The 17,248-nt window shown below is 56.4% G+C and carries 15 protein-coding genes and 1 tRNA gene; 8 read left to right on the forward strand and 8 right to left on the reverse strand.

From position 1 onward, the window contains the following. Window positions 1-20: 20 nt before the first annotated feature. The 5 genes from LOC70_RS20155 to LOC70_RS20175 are packed head-to-tail and all read right to left on the reverse strand — an operon-like array spanning window position 21 to window position 5,870. Window positions 21-515: a molybdenum cofactor biosynthesis protein MoaE gene (locus LOC70_RS20155; RefSeq protein WP_230255770.1), complete on the reverse strand. Its 495-nt coding sequence runs from the start codon at window positions 513-515 to the stop codon at window positions 21-23. 3 nt (window positions 516-518) lie between these two features. Then, window positions 519-779: a MoaD/ThiS family protein gene (locus tag LOC70_RS20160; protein ID WP_230255771.1), complete on the reverse strand. Its 261-nt coding sequence runs from the start codon at window positions 777-779 to the stop codon at window positions 519-521. Window positions 780-809: 30 nt separating this feature from the next. Then, on the reverse strand, window positions 810-4,022 hold the full coding sequence (locus LOC70_RS20165; RefSeq protein WP_230255772.1) for an FAD-binding and (Fe-S)-binding domain-containing protein: 3,213 nt from the start codon (window positions 4,020-4,022) through the stop codon (window positions 810-812). A 46-nt stretch (window positions 4,023-4,068) separates the two neighbouring features. Continuing rightward, window positions 4,069-4,737, reverse strand: a complete 669-nt coding sequence (locus LOC70_RS20170; RefSeq protein WP_230255773.1) for a DUF2238 domain-containing protein — start codon at window positions 4,735-4,737, stop codon at window positions 4,069-4,071. Beyond that, window positions 4,734-5,870, reverse strand: a complete 1,137-nt coding sequence (locus LOC70_RS20175) for a TlpA disulfide reductase family protein (RefSeq protein WP_230255774.1) — start codon at window positions 5,868-5,870, stop codon at window positions 4,734-4,736. Before LOC70_RS20175 ends, LOC70_RS20170 begins: the two co-directional genes overlap by 4 nt. A gap of 272 nt (window positions 5,871-6,142) precedes the next feature. On the opposite strand from LOC70_RS20175, the gene LOC70_RS20180 reads away from it, so the two are divergent. Beyond that, a complete protein-coding gene (locus tag LOC70_RS20180; RefSeq protein WP_230255775.1) occupies window positions 6,143-6,970 on the forward strand; it encodes an inositol monophosphatase family protein in 828 nt (275 codons plus the stop codon). A 24-nt stretch (window positions 6,971-6,994) separates the two neighbouring features. On the opposite strand, the gene LOC70_RS20185 is transcribed toward LOC70_RS20180, so the two are convergent. Then, window positions 6,995-7,861 (reverse strand): carbon-nitrogen hydrolase, encoded by an 867-nt coding sequence (locus LOC70_RS20185; RefSeq protein ID WP_230255776.1) that lies wholly within the window; start codon window positions 7,859-7,861, stop codon window positions 6,995-6,997. Here LOC70_RS20185 and bioD point away from each other — a divergent pair. Together bioD and LOC70_RS20195 are read left to right on the forward strand one after the other, a co-directional pair. After that, window positions 7,860-8,579 (forward strand): dethiobiotin synthase, encoded by a 720-nt coding sequence (gene bioD / locus LOC70_RS20190; protein ID WP_230255777.1) that lies wholly within the window; start codon window positions 7,860-7,862, stop codon window positions 8,577-8,579. The genes LOC70_RS20185 and bioD overlap by 2 nt on opposite strands. A 495-nt stretch (window positions 8,580-9,074) precedes the next feature. Next, complete coding sequence (locus LOC70_RS20195) at window positions 9,075-10,289, forward strand: adenylate cyclase (protein WP_230255778.1); 1,215 nt, start codon at window positions 9,075-9,077, stop codon at window positions 10,287-10,289. 74 nt (window positions 10,290-10,363) lie between these two features. Here the strand turns inward: LOC70_RS20195 and LOC70_RS24530 are convergent, their stop codons facing one another. Next, entirely contained in the window at window positions 10,364-11,581 is a 1,218-nt protein-coding gene (locus LOC70_RS24530) for a ribonuclease D (RefSeq protein ID WP_230255779.1), read from the reverse strand. A gap of 151 nt (window positions 11,582-11,732) precedes the next feature. Between LOC70_RS24530 and LOC70_RS20205 the strand changes: the two genes are divergently transcribed. Further along, window positions 11,733-12,539, forward strand: a complete 807-nt coding sequence (locus LOC70_RS20205) for a (5-formylfuran-3-yl)methyl phosphate synthase (protein ID WP_230255780.1) — start codon at window positions 11,733-11,735, stop codon at window positions 12,537-12,539. 95 nt (window positions 12,540-12,634) lie between these two features. On the opposite strand, the gene tig is transcribed toward LOC70_RS20205, so the two are convergent. Beyond that, window positions 12,635-14,146, reverse strand: a complete 1,512-nt coding sequence (tig, locus tag LOC70_RS20210) for a trigger factor (protein ID WP_230255781.1) — start codon at window positions 14,144-14,146, stop codon at window positions 12,635-12,637. A 252-nt stretch (window positions 14,147-14,398) separates the two neighbouring features. On the opposite strand from tig, the gene LOC70_RS20215 reads away from it, so the two are divergent. The 4 genes from LOC70_RS20215 to LOC70_RS20230 all read left to right on the forward strand — a co-directional run bounded on the left by LOC70_RS20215 (window position 14,399) and on the right by LOC70_RS20230 (window position 17,226). Beyond that, window positions 14,399-14,471: transfer RNA gene (locus LOC70_RS20215), tRNA-Gly, on the forward strand. 160 nt (window positions 14,472-14,631) lie between these two features. Then, on the forward strand, window positions 14,632-15,642 hold the full coding sequence (locus tag LOC70_RS20220; RefSeq protein ID WP_230255782.1) for a ketoacyl-ACP synthase III: 1,011 nt from the start codon (window positions 14,632-14,634) through the stop codon (window positions 15,640-15,642). A 90-nt stretch (window positions 15,643-15,732) separates the two neighbouring features. Further along, on the forward strand, window positions 15,733-16,506 hold the full coding sequence (locus tag LOC70_RS20225) for a YqgE/AlgH family protein (RefSeq protein WP_230255783.1): 774 nt from the start codon (window positions 15,733-15,735) through the stop codon (window positions 16,504-16,506). Further along, the gene (locus LOC70_RS20230; RefSeq protein ID WP_230255784.1) at window positions 16,507-17,226 is read left to right on the forward strand and encodes a metallophosphoesterase family protein; all 720 of its coding nucleotides are present in this window, start codon (window positions 16,507-16,509) and stop codon (window positions 17,224-17,226) included. Window positions 17,227-17,248: the final 22 nt, after the last annotated feature.

A 17,248-nucleotide genomic window follows, 5' to 3' on the forward strand; every position in this document is an offset into this window, starting at 1 on the left:
GATGAAGGTGGAGCTCCAGGTCAGTGAGGACCGTCCGTCGTGGGTGACGGATGAATCCACTGGCGATCGCCTGACTCGAAACGTTCTTGCTTCCAAATGGGAACATCGCGTTTCAGGTGATCCATTACGGAGGCCACCGCTTGCAAGGCGGCCACTCGGTGGGAACTGCTGCAACCGACGATGACACTGGCTTCACTGATCGGAACGATTCCGAGGCGATGCCAAAGAACGATTCGGTGCAACGAATATTCCTCTATCGCTTCGCTTGCAATACGTTGCAGTTCTTTCACCGCCATTTCGCGATGGGCGGTGTAAGCCAGCTCTTCGGTGACGTTGACCTGATCCTTCAAGATGGTGGTTCGCCTCGTCACGCCATGAAACCAAAGCATCGCACCCGCGTCGGGGTGCGATAGCCAGGCCGCTGCATTCTCCGAATCGAGCAACGGTTCCAGTGGATCGTCGGTCAGTCGAATGTTCACCGTGGAGTCGACCACGGTCGAAGGTTCCGCTTTCAAGGCTCAGCCTCCACTGACCGGTGGAATCAGAGCGATTTCAGCGGCCGAATCGACGGGTTCGTCGTGGCCAACATACTTTTGGTTCACTGCCAACCGCGATCGCTGCGTCAGTCCTGCCAAGGCGGGGTGTTGTTCTGCGATATGTTGCAGCAATTCACCAGCGGTGACTTCATCGGTCGAATCGATCGTGACGCGATCCACGCCGCCGGCCGCTTCGCAGGCTCCGGCAAAGAGCAAGACTTCGAGTTTGCGTGGCGGTGACATGATTGATCGATGCAGACGAAGGGTGACGGACTAGGAATTCGCTTGACCGCGAAGATTCAAGGCGGGGAGGCGACCGTAGGCGTGGGCTAGCAACTTCAACGGATGTACGGCTTCGTAGTTGCCACCGTGTTCCATCTGAAGTTTGCAGGCACTGCATTCCGTCGTGGGTGCGGAATGGGATGCCTTTCGAACTGCGGAGACCATGGGCCAACCAATTCGAAGGCTGTTGCGATAGTTTTTGCGTTGCAAACCCCACGTCCCCGCCATGCCGCTACAACCTTTGGCGACCACATCGACTTCCAACTCGGGAATCAACCGCATCAAATTCGCGGCTGCTGTGTCGCTGTGCAGGACGCGACTATGGCAAGGCTGGTGATACAGCATTTGATGCCGGATCGGTTCAAACTCCAACGTGAGTCGCTTTTCTTGATGCAGCGACCAAAGATAGTGGCATGCTTCAAAACTATGTTCGGCGACGAGGTGAGCGTCCTCGGTATCCAGCAAGTTCGGGTACTCGTGTTTCAAACAAAGTGCCGCGGCCGGTTCCGTCGCTAAAACGGTATAGCCTTGACGCACCGCGTCGGCCAGTAAGCGGACATTTCGTTTGGCGACACGGCGTGCACCCTTCAAGTCGCCTGCGGTGATGCGCCCCATTCCGCTGAGGCTTTGCCCGGTCGGAACATAGAACCCAATTCGGTTGTGTTGAAGGATTTCCGCGAGTGCACGACCGATTTCGGGGTCGTGATAGTTGGCAAAGTGGTCAACGAAGTAAACCACTTTCAATCCACCGGCGGGTGAGGCACGGTGCCAACGTCGCCTCACGGCGTATCGCAAGAAAGGTTCGCTGGTCAGAGGCGGAATTTCTCTGGATGCTGATAGTCCGAGCGTCTTTTCCGCGAACCAGCGCAGCGAACGCCGGCGGATCATCCAGTTCGAAAGCCAAGCCACTCGCGAACCCAAGGCCGCGAGCATGTCGATGCGACCGATCAGCCAATCGGACAGCGTGAGTCCATTGGTGGCGACGTACTGAGCTTTGATTTCGCCGACAACTTTCGGGATGTTGACCGACGCGGGGCATTCGACACGGCAGGAGTGGCAATTGAAACAAAGGTCCGCGACCGCTTTCGCTCGTTCACCAGTCAATTCGGAAACGGGCAGTTGGCCGCTCAACACGCCACGCAGCAGGTTGGCTTTCGCGCGCGGTGAAGCCTCCTCGACTGAGGTGATGCGGAACATCGGGCATTGGCGTTCATCAGTCGTGTGCGAACGACACCTCGCACATCCGTTGCAGGCTCGCGTCGTCGTTGTGATCGGAGCTCCGCCAGGCCAATGCTGCAGAACCTCGAGTTGAGGTGCAGGCTCGTGAGGCATGAGCGACGCAACCCATTTGGCTGGTTGGACGTCCTGCTTGACGGTGGCTTCGTCGATGATGGCGGGTTGCGCGTTCGGTGGGACTTTGTTGGATGGAACCGCGTCGGATGCGGGGTTTTCTACCGTCTGTGATGTGTCATCCGAAACCTCGTTGCGAGACAAACCAATGGATGAAGGAATGACGCTTCGTCCGGCGGCAACAATCTCGATCGTCTGGTCTTGAGGTCTTAGGTTTTCGTCCGGTTTTTGCAGGACCGCGCCAAAGAGTTTCCCTGGGTTGAATCGGTGATAGGGATCGAACAAACGTTTGACTTGACCCATTGCTTGCCAAAGTTCGCCGGTCTGTTTCGGCATCAGGTACGAACGACTGAGTCCCGCGGCATGCTCGGCGCCGATTTGTCCGCCACGTTCCCAAACCACACTGGCAATTTCTTCGCTAAGCGGACGAATTTTGCTTCGGTCCTCCACTTTCTGAAGATCCAGCATTGGGCGGACGTGTAGTTGACCATGGCCTGCATGTGCGAAAATGGTCGCGGTGACTTGGTGTCGCTTCAATACGTTTTGAACCGCCACCACCATCGCCGGAATTTGTTCCGGCGGCGAATGAATGTCCTCCACAAAGGGCAAGGGCATTTGCGTTCCGCGGACACGGTACTGCCGTGGGATCACTCGGCGAAACAACATCCAGTAAAGGTCACGAACTTCATCGCGAATGGTGTCCATCGATTGAAATGCCGCGTCGGGACCACTGCATAAAGACTGACGCAGAATGGCAAGCCGGTCGTAGAGGTCGCCCAGCGATTCGCCTTGAATCTCAACCAACATTGCGGCTTCGGCTTCGCGAGGCACCAAGTCCACGAACCGTTTGTCGCCTTCACGAGCGATTTGTAGCAAGCGGCGATCCATCACATCGCATGCGATGGGACCATGGTCGAGGGCGGCGACAGCGGCCCGCGTCGCGGAGTCCAAGCGATGAAAGAAGAACAGCACCACACCGCGATGTGCCGGGATCGCTTCGGTGCGCAACGTCGCGTCGATCAGAATGCCCAATGTCCCTTGGGAACCGCTGAAGAATTTCGCGAGGTCGACGCGGTGGTTGGCATCGTACAAATCATCCAGGCGATATCCGCCGCTGGCGGGCGACAAGAATGCGTTGGATTGCAGATGGGGCGCGAAACGGTTGCGGATTTCAACGAGCCCGCGTGTGACGCGATTGACGAAGCCGGTTTCTCCCGAGCGGTCCAACAACGGAACGGCGGTTTCGTGATCGCGGTCTTGGTTCAGTGGATCCGTGGGACGGTCTTCTTCGCCGAGGGCGACCGGATCATGTTGGGATAGTTCCACCAAGCGGCCGTCGGCGGCAATCATTCGCAACGAAAGAATCGTGTCGCGTGCGGATCCGCTGCGCAGGTAGTGGCTTCCTGATGCGTTGGTTGCGATCACCCCGCCCATGGTGGTCACGGAACGAGTGGCCGGGTCAGGACCGAACCAACGTCGGTGGCTCTTCAGAAAACGATTGACGCTGGACAGCGTGGCACCGCTTTGCACGGTGACTTGCGAGCCATCTTCTGTGGTCGACAGACGCTTCATGTGAGCGGACATGTCCACGACGATGCCGGGGCCCACGGATTCGCCGGACACTCCGCTTCCACTGCCACGTGGATGAATCGGCAAATCATTGTCACATGCGTATTGGACTGTGGCCGAAACATCGGCGGTGCAGCGCGGACGCACGACGGCCAAGGGCCGAATTTGGTAGATGCTGGCGTCTGATGCGTAGAGCTGCAACGAGACGGGGTCACACAACACGTCGCCGGATACCAATCCGCGGAGATCGTCGTGAAGTCGCTGGCTGTCGTTGTCTCGATGCATGCTCCCATTACGACGGCTCGCGACCGTATCCGTCAAGATGACAGAGTCACTCGCGTTTCAATTCGAGCCAGATCCGGTGAATGCCGATGGCCGACAAGCTTCCCAGGCCGGCGAGAAGCAGATCTTTTTGAGCGTCCCACATGTCGCCCTGCTGGCCGTTGTACGCTTCGGCCTGCGCGGGCGAAAAGAACATGGCGATTTGCCATTCGAGGACTTCGTAAGCGGCTCCAACCGCCAAGACAATCGATGCCGATAGGAACCAAAGCCATCCATTCGAAAAGGAAGGCCGCGTTTCGCGAATTGGATCGCGAAGCTTTTCAGATAGAACATCGAACGCAACGGGAACGCCGAGCAAACCCGACGCGAAATGCACCAATCGGTCGTAATGGTTTCTTTGCCAGGCCATGCGTTCGGAAAGCGAACCGCCGAATAAGCTTTGTGACCAGTCGTCGTAGGGCACGAAGGAGTAAATCCAGCGTGCCCCCAAGATGTGCATCAATACAAAAGCGATTGCAGAAGTGAACGCGATGGACGAAAGCCGAGCCTGCGAACTGGACCACCACAGGCCGCCGAGCATGCCGATGGTTGGAATGTGTTGCAGCCATTGCTCGTTCGGATAAGGAGCCCGATACAGCGAAAGCAACATGCATCCCAAAGTGGCAAGGACGACGGCCTTTTGGCGATCCAATTGTTTGAGCCCTCGGCGGACGTTCATTCCGTCTCAGCAGCGGTTTCCGTTTCCTCCGATTCTTCTTTTTTGTCGGAACTCGTCAGCTCATCCAGAAACGGTTGCAGGAAACGACGACGCACTTCCGGAGCCACTTCGAGGGCTCGGGTTTGCCACTCGATCGCCGCTTCCTTGTCATCGGCTGCGGCCTGGAGGTAGGCCATCGCATTCATCGCCATCCATTGGTTCGGCAGTGACTCGGGGGAGTTCTCTTCTTGGTAAGCGAGAGCAGACTCCAAGGCATCAATGGTTGTTTGAAGCACCTTTTCATTTTCCATTTGTCCAGCCCGGACGGCTTGAGCAACACTGCGTGCCCAGCTGCTGATTGCGACCGCGTCGTTCGGGGTGGCGGCAACTTTCTCTTCGATCGTAGCCAAGGCTTTCTCGGCTTGGCCAAGAGCCAAGGTATTCGCGAAAGCGAGAGACTCGATGGCGTTCTCGTACTTGCTGGCTGCGAAGAGCTCCGTGTTTTCTTCTAACATTTCAGCCACCAACTCGTGCTTCCCGGCTCGCTGAGCCAGAACCAATTCACGGTAGGCCAATTTCATCTGGGTTTCTTTTTCGAATTCTTCCTTGGCGGCTTCTCGGTCCCACTGGTTGTTCAGTACCGCCTCCAAAGCAGAGTCCATGCTCATTGGATGGCCAATCCATTCAACATGCCCGTCCTTGCCCACAATAAACGCGGTGGGAATGCCGTTCTGGTTGGCTGCTTTCATGTAATCCGTGTGCACGGAGGCGTCTGGATCGGTCGTCAGGCTGTAGGCCGAAGTGAGTTCACCATAAGTGATTGGCTCTTGATCCTCATCGGGCTCTTCTTCGCTCTCGTCTGTCTCCGCTTCTTTTTTGCCCGGATGGAGGATCGTTTCAGGGACTTCTTTGTCGAGAAAGTTTGTGACCGTTTCCAAGTCTTCACGGCTGACGCTGACGACTCGCAATCCTTCGTCGCGATAACGGGTTTGAAGTTCAGCAAGATGAGGCATGCTATACAGACAGGGGCCGCACCAGGTCGCCCAAAATTCCACGACGGTGACTTGACCAGGTTCGAAATCTGTCATCGGGGAAGGCTCCTCGCCCACCCAGTGTTCGATGTCCAACGAAGGAGCCACGGATCCGATTGTCATCGGTTCAGGTTCATCGGGAGGCGTCTCCGCTTGCTTTGGCTCGGGGGCTTTGGGCGTGGCCGAAGGTTGAAGAGGAGTGGCCGGCTTTGAGCTTGTTTCGTCCCCCTTGGCAATGGCGGAGGGAACCATCAAAAAACAACAAGCAAACATCCAAGCGGTCAAGAATCGATTCACCACGATTGGTCTCACAGAGTGACTGGGACAGAAGTCGGGGATGACCCACCTAGAGTATCAGATTGAAGCCCTCGGTTGAGAGTTTCCAAGGAACCAAAATGACAGAGAATTCGTTGGGGAAAAACGACTTCATCGATACCGCGATCAAGGCGGCTCAATCCGGCGGTGAAATACTGAGGCGATACTTCGAAAACGGAGTGACGATCCGCAACAAAGCCGATGGCGGTGGTAAGAGCTATGACTTGGTCAGTGATGCGGACTTGGAAAGTGAAAAGGAGGTCGCTGATACGATTCGCGACGCATTCCCGGACCACGAACTGTTGGGCGAAGAGGACCTGCAGAACGGGGATCCAAACGCCAAGCACTTGTGGGTGATCGATCCACTCGATGGCACCAACAATTTCGCTCATCACCTGCCACACTTTGCCGTGTCGGTGGCTTACTACGAATCAGGCGTGCCCATCGCGGGAGCGGTCTACAACCCCATTCGCGAGGATTGGTTCACGGCGGTTCGTGGCGAAGGGGCGTTTCATAACGGGACTCGCGTGAAGGTCAGCGAAGCTGCCACGCTGAACCAATCGATGATTGGTTGCGGTTTCTATTACGATCGCGGAAAGATGATGCGAGCGACGTTGGCGGCCGTCGCGGAGTGTTTTGAGAATGACATTCACGGCATCCGCCGCTTTGGAACCGCGTCACTGGATTTGTGCCAAGTCGGCAACGGTTCGTTCGACGCTTTCTTCGAATACAAACTTTCGCCATGGGATTTCGCGGCGGGAGTTCTGTTCATTCAGGAAGCTGGCGGAAGAGTCACAACCGCCACCGGAGAAGACTTGCCGCTGCAAAGCACCACGATCCTGGCTAGCAATGGCAAGATTCACGATGCGATGTTGGACATCACATCGCGACATGCCTTGAACCAGTGAGCAAACTGGCGGGCCAAGGTTGTTTCAGTCAATCCAGCGTTTGGTCAGGTCGCCGTAGGCGTCGATGCGACGGTCCCGCAGGAACGGCCAATGGGTTCGCACCACATCAATGTCCGCCAGAGGGCAGTCGGCGGTGATGATTTGGTCGCTTTCACAGTCGCCTTGTGCAAGGATCTCACCGCGTGGTGAGGCGATGAACGATGAACCCCAAAACTCAACCGGGCCTTCGCTGCCGACTCGGTTAGGTGCACCCAGATAGATCCCGTTGGCGATGGCGTGGGCTCGCATGGCGGTGATCCAAGCGTCACGTTGCCCTTCGCCGTATTCCTCTTTTTCTTCGTTGATCCATCCGATGGCAGTGGGGTAAAGCAAAATGTCGGCGCCCGCCATCGCGAAAAGTCGGGCGGCTTCGGGGAACCATTGATCCCAGCAAATGCCGACTCCCAGTTTCGCGAATCGCGTGGGAATGACTTTGAATCCCAAGTCGCCGGGTATGAAATAGAACTTCTCGTAGTACAACGGGTCGTCGGGGATATGCATTTTGCGGTACACACCCGCCACACTGCCGTCGGCATCGATCACCACCGCGCTGTTGTGGTAAACGCCGGGAGCACGACGCTCGAAGATGGGCGCGACAATCACCACACCCAATCGTTTGGCGACCGGAAGCAAAGCTTCGGTTGTTGGACCGGGGATCGATTCCGCCAAATCAAAATTCGCATGGTCTTCGCTTTGACAGGGATAGCAGGTGGCAAACAATTCCTGAAGGCAGATGACTTGCCCGCCATCCGCAGCGGCTTTTTCGATCCAGCCGATCGTGGCTTCGATCGACTTGTCTTTCGAGCCCGTGTCTCGCATCTGAACCAACGACAACCTGACCGAATGACTCATGGCAAATCTCTATTTTGTAACCGGAACCGATACGGAGATCGGCAAGACCTACTGCACGGCGCGGTTGGCCGAGTTCTTGTTGGCGGGAAAGCGTCGGGTGGGAGTTTACAAGCCCGTCGCCAGCGGATGTGACGAGCTTTCCGACGGCGAGCGGTATAGTGTCGATGCGGATGTGTTATGGCAAGCGGCATCTCGTCCAAAAACTTTGGCCGACGTGTGCCCCCAAAAGTTCCTGACGCCTGTTGCACCACCCGAAGCCGCGTTTCGCGAAGGCAGGAGAGTTGATCAGTTCAAGCTGGTGAAAGGCATGCTGGCGTGGTGCAACGATACGGACAATCCCGTCGATGATTTATTGATCGAAGGTGCGGGAGGTTACTTCAGTCCAATCAGCAAAGACTGGCTCAACATCGATCTGGCAAAGATCATGCGAACGCGAGCGATGGCGGCGGGCCACGCGTTCTACGTCTTGTTGGTGGCTCCGGATCGTTTGGGCGTTCTGCATCAGGTGATTTCCACGACGCGAGCCGCCAAGGCCGATGGCTTGCCAGTGGATGGCGTGATTTTGAATCGGTTGGACGAGTCGCTTGATCCGTCCTGTTCGTCGAACCATGAGGATTTGATGCGTTGGTGCGACGTCCCAATCGTGGCCGAAACGACGGGGCCGCAAGGCAAATTGGCTGTTCATGGCGGTGGGAAGCAGCTTGGATTGCTGGCGTGAAACGAACCGTGAAACAACTTGAAAGATGAATTTTTTTCGACCAGGTGTTTTTCGGCGTTGACACTCATTTGTCGCCATTGGTAACCCACCTTCATCGGCGGAACATCGCTTCCGTCGCCCACCTTTCTATCCAACCAATTTGAAGAGCCAAACTAAGAGTTCGCTGCCAAGGAATCGTTTGCGGGAATGGTTCCTTCGTTGCATTGCAACGGAAGCTCACAAGTCGTTGCGACGGTTACTGGGTCAATCGTCTCAGCGAGAATGCTTCTCAGTGAACTTTTGAGTGCATCGGAGCGTCGCTCGGCGGCGCTCCGATGTCTCGCTCATCATCCGCTCGCTTTCCGCACGAGCATCGATTCGTCTGGAACTCATCCAACAAGTTTGGCAAAGTGATCACTTCAATCGGAGTGTCTGTCCGATTGCGTTTCGGTATCACCGCGAATCGAGACACCGCAATCCGTCGAGTTGGCTTCTCGCACTCATAGGGGCTCGTTCATGTCAACCAAACCACCTGGCGACGAACCAGCCGAAGACGAGACCAAAGAAACCGACAACAGCAAGCTCGGTGGCGAGGAAGCACCGGATGTCGAATCAGAGACGTCCGCTGGGGGTGATTCCAGTGCCAGTGGCGATGAAGACGCTAGCGGTGAACCCGGCGGTGAGGACGAGGTCTCCGCCGAAGAACCGTCCGCTGCCGATGACGCTAAGGAGGACGATGATGAGTCTGACGAGCTGGGCGACGTGGTGGACACGGATGACGAAGATCAGCCCGCGGTCCGTGTCCCGCTGAAGCAGCGATTGATCGCTTTCTGGACCCCCGCACGTTTGTGCGTGGCGTTGGTTGTCGTCGCGGTGCTTGGCCTCGGATGGTGGGCGACGCGTCCGATCGAAACGCCCAAGCCACCGCCAGAACCGCCAAAGCCAGAGGAACTCTACGCGGAACAAATTCAGCGAGTGCTTGATGGCGTGTCGAAGCAATTGCACACGGTGTCTTATCCAATCAAAGATGAGGACCTAAAGAAACTGCCATTCGATCAGCTGAAGGATGCGGCGAAGCAACGCAGCGAATTGCGTCAGCACCTCGAATCACTCGCTGAGGAGTCCGGGGGCGAGTCGCCGGATGACCACGACGAAAACTCCGCACCGTTGCCGCCATCGGATCGCTTTTCGCGTTTGGGCGGGGACGAGCCTCAGATTACGGAGTTGCCGATGCTTGAAACCGTGCTGATCGATGAAGGTGTCATCACCGACAAAGGAATGGAAACAATTGCTGAGATTCCCGAGCTGAGGCACGTCCGATTGCGGCTATCGCCAATCACTGACGCCGGGTTGGAACCCTTGTTGAAATGCGAGACTTTGTGGTTTTTGAATCTTCCCCATAGCAAGCTGACGGAAGAAGGGGTCCGGTCCTTGTCGAAGCTTCCCAAGCTGAGGCAATTGCGATTGGGATCGACGTTGCTGGGCAACGAGGTTTGCCGAGCTTTGCTGGAGGTCAAATCCCTCCGGGGGATTCACCTGATTGGTGTTCCGGTGAGCGATGAGGGGCTGAAGGTCTTGGTCGAGCTGCCTCATTTAGAATCGCTCTACCTCGACGATTCAGGGATCACCGAAACAGGTTGGGATTGGTTGTTTCAAAACCATCCACAATTGCACGTTCATATCAATCAACGACACCATGACCGTGATCCGCAGTATCACGTTCATGAGTGATTGTCGAATGACGTGCGGGTATCGCCAGATTGGTCACGGCCATGCCGCGAAGATTCGCAACGTGCGGGGGCTTATCAGTCGTTGGATGACTGCGGTGCCGCTTCGCATTCGACAAACTCAAGCGGTTGCTGTTCACTGGTGTCGGCCACGCGAATTGCCAGTTCGCCGCGAAGGATTTTTCGAAAGGCGGAACCGACGATGTCACCTCGCCATCCTTTGAGCAGGGCCGGTGTCGGTGAACCGCGACGTGGATCCAATTCGTAGGCCAGCAGTTCCTTCACGTCATCTGAATTACCAACGATCGCTGGAGCGAGTTTTTGTTGTCGGCTGATGCAAGCGATCGAAGTCGATAGGAATTGGCTTAGCATTGGCGATGCGCTGCGAGACCGCCCGCGTGCTCGGCGAGGCAGTTGTTCATCGGGAACTTTTAGCGCCGCCGCGATGGCATCGCCGATCTCGTTGTACTGGTCGTTGTAGCCGCGGCGTTCCATGCCTCGAATGTTGCGGATCTTTTTGACATCTGGTGAACCGCGTTTGGCAAGTTCCACCATCAAGTCGTCTCGCATGACGCGGCGTGGTAAACGGTTCTTGGATCGAGCAATCTCTTCACGCCAGCGCCAGAGATGCCGAATGATTTCGAGCTGTCTTGGTTTCAGTCCGGAGCTGCCACTGACGCGTTGCCAGTTTTCACTTTCTTCCGCGTCGATGACTTTGTTTTGCAGTCGGGTCGTTTCTTCGTCGAGCCATTCGACTCGATCGAGCGACTGCACATCAGCGAACAGTTTGCGATGCATTTCTGCCAGATTGGTGACGTCGTGCAATGCGTAGGTGATTTGGTCCTTGGTCAGCGGGCGATGTCGCCAATTGGTTCGGGTTTCGCCTTTGGGAAGCGTCTTTCCAACCAGTTTTTGAACAAGCGTTGCCAGAGAAGCGGGGTACTCGATGCCGACAAATCCGGCGGCGAGTTGGGTGTCGAATAGTCCGGCGATGGGGCGACCGGAAAAGCGGTAGGCAAAGCGAATCTCTTCGCGTGCCGCGTGAGCGATGACAACTCGTTTGCCAGCGGGAGCTTGGTCATCCGTCAGGATGTCCCAGAACGCTTGCGTGTCGCCGACTTTGTAGGGGTCGATCACCGCGAGATGCTCGCCGGCGGCAACCTGGATCAGGCACAGTTCGGGGCGGTAGCAGTCTTCGGAAACGAATTCGGTGTCAAAACCGATGACCGGTTCATTCGCGATGGCTTCGCAAAATTGCTGGAATTGCGAAGGCGTTTCGATGGAGTCGTAGTTCACCGCGGCGGATCCGGTGGCTTGTTGTTCGACATAGATTTCACATAAGTTGCGTTTTCAGAACGCGATTCTGACGATGACTGTAACTTGCTGCCCGCTTCGGGTCGATCGGATGCAGCCATGAACAGGAAGAGAAAGCCTTGGAGTTGAATTGATGGAACTTGGTTCCCCGCGACCTTCCGATTTGGATTGTCGTCCATCGGCGAGCGAGAAATCGAAGCGAAAGTCACGTCTGCTGGTGAGCGTTCGGAATCTCCACGAGGCTCAGTTGGCAGTTGACGGTGGCGTCGACATTGTCGATTTCAAAGAACCGCTCCGTGGAGCTTTGGCGGCTTGCGATCCCCATGTTTGGAGCGAGGCGGTGGCAGCATTCGCGGGGGCGGGCGTAATGTTGTCGGCTGCGTTGGGGGAATCAGAATCCGCGATGCAGGTGGCCAGCCAGGTGCCCGCTGAGTTCACGTTCGCCAAGGCGGGGCCCAGTGGTTGCCGGTCGGGGGAATGGCTGCAAAGGCTGTGGGACCAGTTGCCCGTTCCCGAGTCCGTGGCTCTGGTGCCCGTCGCCTACGCGGACCACGAGACCGCCACAACGATCACGCCGGAAGAAGTCCTCGATGCCGTGATCGAAAGCGGTCGAAGTCGCCTGCTGATCGACACTTTTGTCAAAGACGGTCGGCGTCTGCCTGATCATTTGGACCGGCAACGACTAACAGACATTCTGCAAAAAGCTCAGGCTCACGATGTGTGGGTCGCTTTGGCGGGTTCTGTTCGGTTGCGTGAAAAGCATCGCCTTGAACGAGAGGGTTGCTTTCCAGATTGCTGGGGCGTTCGTGGGGACGTGTGTGACAACAGCGATCGATGCGGTCTGATCGATCCCGGCAAAATTTCTCTCTGGCGTCGTTCGTGTCGCACTGCGAGCGTGGTGCCGTGCGAAGACGAGACATGCGTGTCGGTGCTCGGCTGACTTTGGCTCGAGGCCAATGAAAAACACCTGGCCACGGAGAGTGACCAGGTGTTGATGAATTAGCAATTGAAGCTATTCAGAAAACGGAAAGACGATCAGTCTTTTTCCTTCTCTTCTGGTTCAGCACCCTTCGGCGTGTTGTCGTCGTACTTCGCTTCTGGAATCGCGTCGTGATCCTTGGTGGGGACGACTTCGTGATACACAGCGAACTCTTCGTTGGCGGCTTCCGATTCTTTTTCGACGGGTTCGTCGGTCACGGTGGCAGCTTCGGTGATCAGTTCGATGACCTTGCGTTCGACGATTTGGTTGCGAAGAGCGTCCATTTGGCCGGTCTTCTCCAATCGAGCGCGAACACGTCGAGGTGACGAATCGCTTTGCTCTGCGATGAGCATGATTTCGTCTTCGTATTCTTGTGGTTCGGCGTCGATTTTTTCTTCGTCGGCGATTTGTTCCAAGATGAAGTGTTCACGCAACGAGGCTTCGGTACCTTCTTGCATGTTTTGCTTGGTCGCGTTGACGAAGCGGCGAATCATGTCGTCGTCGAAACCGCTGCGGCGGAACTCGAGAACCTTGCGGTCCAATTCACGTTTCATTTGACGACGGACCAGCGTTGGTGGCAGGTCGAAGTCGGCCGCTTCGAGCAGTTTCTCGACGATCGCGCCACGCATGGCTTGTTCAGTGCGGAAGTTGGCTTGACGCTCGAGCGATTGGCGAACGAAGTCACGCAGTTCGTCCTCCGATTCGAATTCGCCCAATTCGTCGAGGAATTCAGCGGTCAGTTCAGGCAACTGTTCTTTCAGGACTTCGACGACAGTGAAGGTCGCGTCGAGTTCTTTGCCCTTCATTTCCTCGTCGGCATGGCCTTCGCTCAGCTTGACTTTGCCGGTGACGACATCGCCTTCCTTGCAGTCCTTCATCATTTCGCCGAAGTTTTCGCAAACGGCGTCCGAAAGGCTCAGGCGGTTCGCCAAGGTGACGCGTTCTTCTTCCATTTCGGAGACGACCTTGTCACCGTCTTTGAAGACCGCGGTCAGCAGCAAACGGTCGCCAAGCTCGGCGGGAGCGTCGCTGGCTTCTAGCGATGCGTAACGCGAAAGGACTCGTTGAAGAGCGGCGGCCACGTCGTCGTCAGAGATGGTTTCGACGGGTTTCTTCAGTTCCAGCTTTTTCCAGTCTGGGGTGGCGAACTCAGGACGCACTTCGATGCTGAACTGGTACTTGAAGTCGCCTGTTTCTGGCAGCTTGATGGAGTCGTAAGCGAAGTCGGGTTCACCGATTGCCGAAAATTCAGCGTCTTCGGTGACCTTGGCCAAACTGTCCATCAACAGCGAGCCTTTGACGCGATCTTCAATGCGGTCTTTGAATTGTTTCTCGACCAACTTGCGAGGCGCACGACCGGCGCGGAAACCGGGAACCTGAGCTTCCGGTACCAATTCGTCGTAAGCGTCCTTCATGTAGCGATCGACCTCGCCACGGGGAATCGTCACAACAACCTCACGCAAACAGGCATGAGGTTTGGACACCTCCATGTTCAACTGCAGCGGGTCTTTGACGGGAGCAGCCGCGTCTTCGGCGGGCGTGGAATCGGTGTCGAAAGACGTGGACATCCTGATTTTAAACCTTGTGTTAGAAAAACGAATCGATCGAACCGGAACTGGCTCTCGATAAAATCGGGAAGCGAAATCGAAAGACCGGGTGATCGGACGCTTCGACCGGAGGGCCTCCTGCTTCAGGGGCCGTTTCTTGCAGCGGCAAAGTGTAGTGTTTTCCGGCGATGATCGACAAGCCGTTAAAAAACCTTTCAAGTCGACTTGCGACAAAACCGATGGTCCCTATACTGTCGCCCACACAACTGAAACGCGGCTGTAGCTCAGTTGGCAGAGCATCACGTTGCCAACGTGATTGTCGTCGGTTCGAATCCGATCAGCCGCTCTCAAAAAACCACGCCCGACTTGATCGGGCGTGGTTTTTTTTGTGCCCAAACGGTGGGAGGCGTCTTTGTCAGTTGCCGGTGATGCGGAATCGTTGGTACGCTTCCGCGTCTTTCGATTGACCGAAACCCCTCCCTTCCTAACCTTTCGCTGAGACGAACGTGTCGTACGCCCAGATCGGTCCCATCTCGGTGCACCTACCCGAAAAGGTGGAAGACAATGCCACGTTGCAGGAACAGTTTCCCTCCTGGGACCTCGACCTGATCGCTGAAAAGACGGGCATCCAGCAACGGCATATCGCGGCACCCGAGGAAACCGCTGCTGACTTGGCGGTGAAGGCGTGCGAACAACTGTTCGAACGAGAAGGTTTGGACCGGTCGTCAATTGACTTCGTGCTGCTCTGCACTCAGACCCCTGACTACCCCCTTCCCACCACAGCGTGTTTGCTCCAAGACCGCCTGGGATTGAAGAATCAATGTGGGGCGATCGATTTCAATCTGGGGTGCAGCGGTTATGTCTACGGCACCGCGATGGCCGACGGACTGATTCAATCTGGCGTGGCTCGAAATGTCCTGTTGGTCACCGCGGAAACCTACAGCAAGTACATCGACGAGAACGATCGTAGTTTGCGAACCATCTTTGGCGATGCGGCGGCAGCAACTTTGATCACCGCGGCGGACGAGCCATCGCTGTGGGGATTTCAATTCGGCAGCGACGGCAGCGGGGCTGACATGTTGATCGTTGGCTATGGTGGCGGCCGTCCCGCAGATGACGCGATCCGCCCGCGGCACCGAAAACGATGGAAGAGTCGTTTGTATATGGATGGCCCCAGCCTGATCAATTTCACGGTCGACGCGATTCCGCGGTTGGTGGACGAAATCTTGGAAGCCAACGGGCTGACCGACGACCGGATTGGCCATTACCTATTTCATCAGGCGACCTGGAAGATGCTGGATCAGCTTCGGCTGCGGATGAATATTGAGCCAGAGCGTCTGCCGGTCGATTTAGCCGACGTGGGCAATACTGTATCCTGCACCTTGCCGATTTTGATCGAGCGAATGCGTCAGCGTGACCAATTGAACCGAGGGGCCACGAACATGTTGGTTGGGTTCGGTGTTGGGCTCTCGTGGGGTGGTTGCTTGTGGCGGGATCAATTTCGCGACCAAGCTTGAGCCGCGGACGGTTTGGGCTGAATCAGGTTTCTGTTTTTCCGCCCATCGTTTTTTCACGCATTGCTGCTTCCCTCCAGGTCCGGGCTTGAGATGAACGCATCCCCAAACTGCACCGGTTGCTTTCTGATTGCGTCGCCCTATTTGCACGATGGCAACTTCTTTCGGTCGGTGGTGCTGATCATTCGACACACCCACGAAGGCGCGTTCGGGGTGGTGATCAATCGTCCGGGACCCCAGCGTTTCAGCGAAGTCATCGCGATGAGCGATCCGAGCTGGAACGTTGGATCCAAAAGCGAAGGCGGCTCCGCTGAATCGCCCGGTATTGATGAAGCGGCAGGCGCCTCCGGCGATTCGCTGCCCGGGAGTGGAGAGGAGATTCTTCCGGATCAGATTTATTTGGGTGGGCCGGTCAATGGTCCGGTGATGGCGATCCACAGCATCGCGGGCATCGGTGATCCCTGCGGTGCAGATCCTGGCGATGCGAACGAGAACGATCCAGCCGGAGCGAAGACTCAGTTGCACGACCATCCAGCCGAACCTTGGGGATCGATGTCGATTCAGTGGGCCGACGTGCCGGCATGGGTGACGGCCGATGAAGATCACTTGAGACTATTGTCTCGCCGTGATGATGCGAAGGTTCGTTACGTCGTTGGGTATTCCGGTTGGGGCCCGTCGCAACTCGAAGGCGAATTGGCCGACGGTGGATGGTTGGTCACACCGGCGGATGGCGAGTCCATCTTCAGTCCGAGCGATCAGGTTTGGGAAAAGCTGGTTCATCGATGTGGACAAGAAATCCTGCAAGACCTCACTCCGGATGTGACCTTTCCGAGTGAGCAACAAGGTTTTGATCCGGGTGTCAATTGAATGTCCCGGTATGTGATTGGTGACATCCACGGTTGTGCGAAAGCGCTGCGATCAATGATCGAAGTGCTTTCGCCCACTCAGAATGATGAGCTGATTTTTCTCGGCGACTACATCGATCGAGGCCCCGATTCTCGCGACGTGGTCGATCAGTTAATCGAGCTTCAGTCGAAATGCCAGGTCGTCGCTTTGCGCGGAAACCATGAATGGATGCTACAAAGTGTGGTGGCGCGGGGATTGGACGATGCAATGTGGCTCCGCAGTGGTGGCAAGGCGACCATCACGAGCTACGGTGGTTCGATCCAAAAGATCCCTGGCGACCATCTCGAGTTCTTCGACGCATTGTTGCCACATCACCAAACGGAACGAGAAATCTTCGTCCATGCGATGTACAACCCCACATGCGAGGTGCATGAGCAGGACGACGAACTGACATATTGGGCCCACTTGCCAACGCAACTCCCCGCTCCACACTGCACCGGTAGGCGAGTTTTCGTGGGGCACACGCCCCAGCCAAGCGGTGAGGTTCTACGGCACACCCATTTGGTTTGCATGGACACCTATTGCTTCGGTGGCGGTTATCTGTCGGCAATGGATTTGGAGATGGAAACGATCCTGCAGGTTGACCGACATGGCCACGTGAGACGCGTGCCGGTGGAACGGGTGATGATGTTGCTGCGAGGTTGCGCGTCCTGGTTTCGCAAAGGCGAAGCGGACGGCTAATGCTGTTCTCTACGGGTGAATG

Source organism: Rhodopirellula halodulae (assembly GCF_020966775.1).
GTDB classification, from domain to species: domain Bacteria; phylum Planctomycetota; class Planctomycetia; order Pirellulales; family Pirellulaceae; genus Rhodopirellula; species Rhodopirellula halodulae.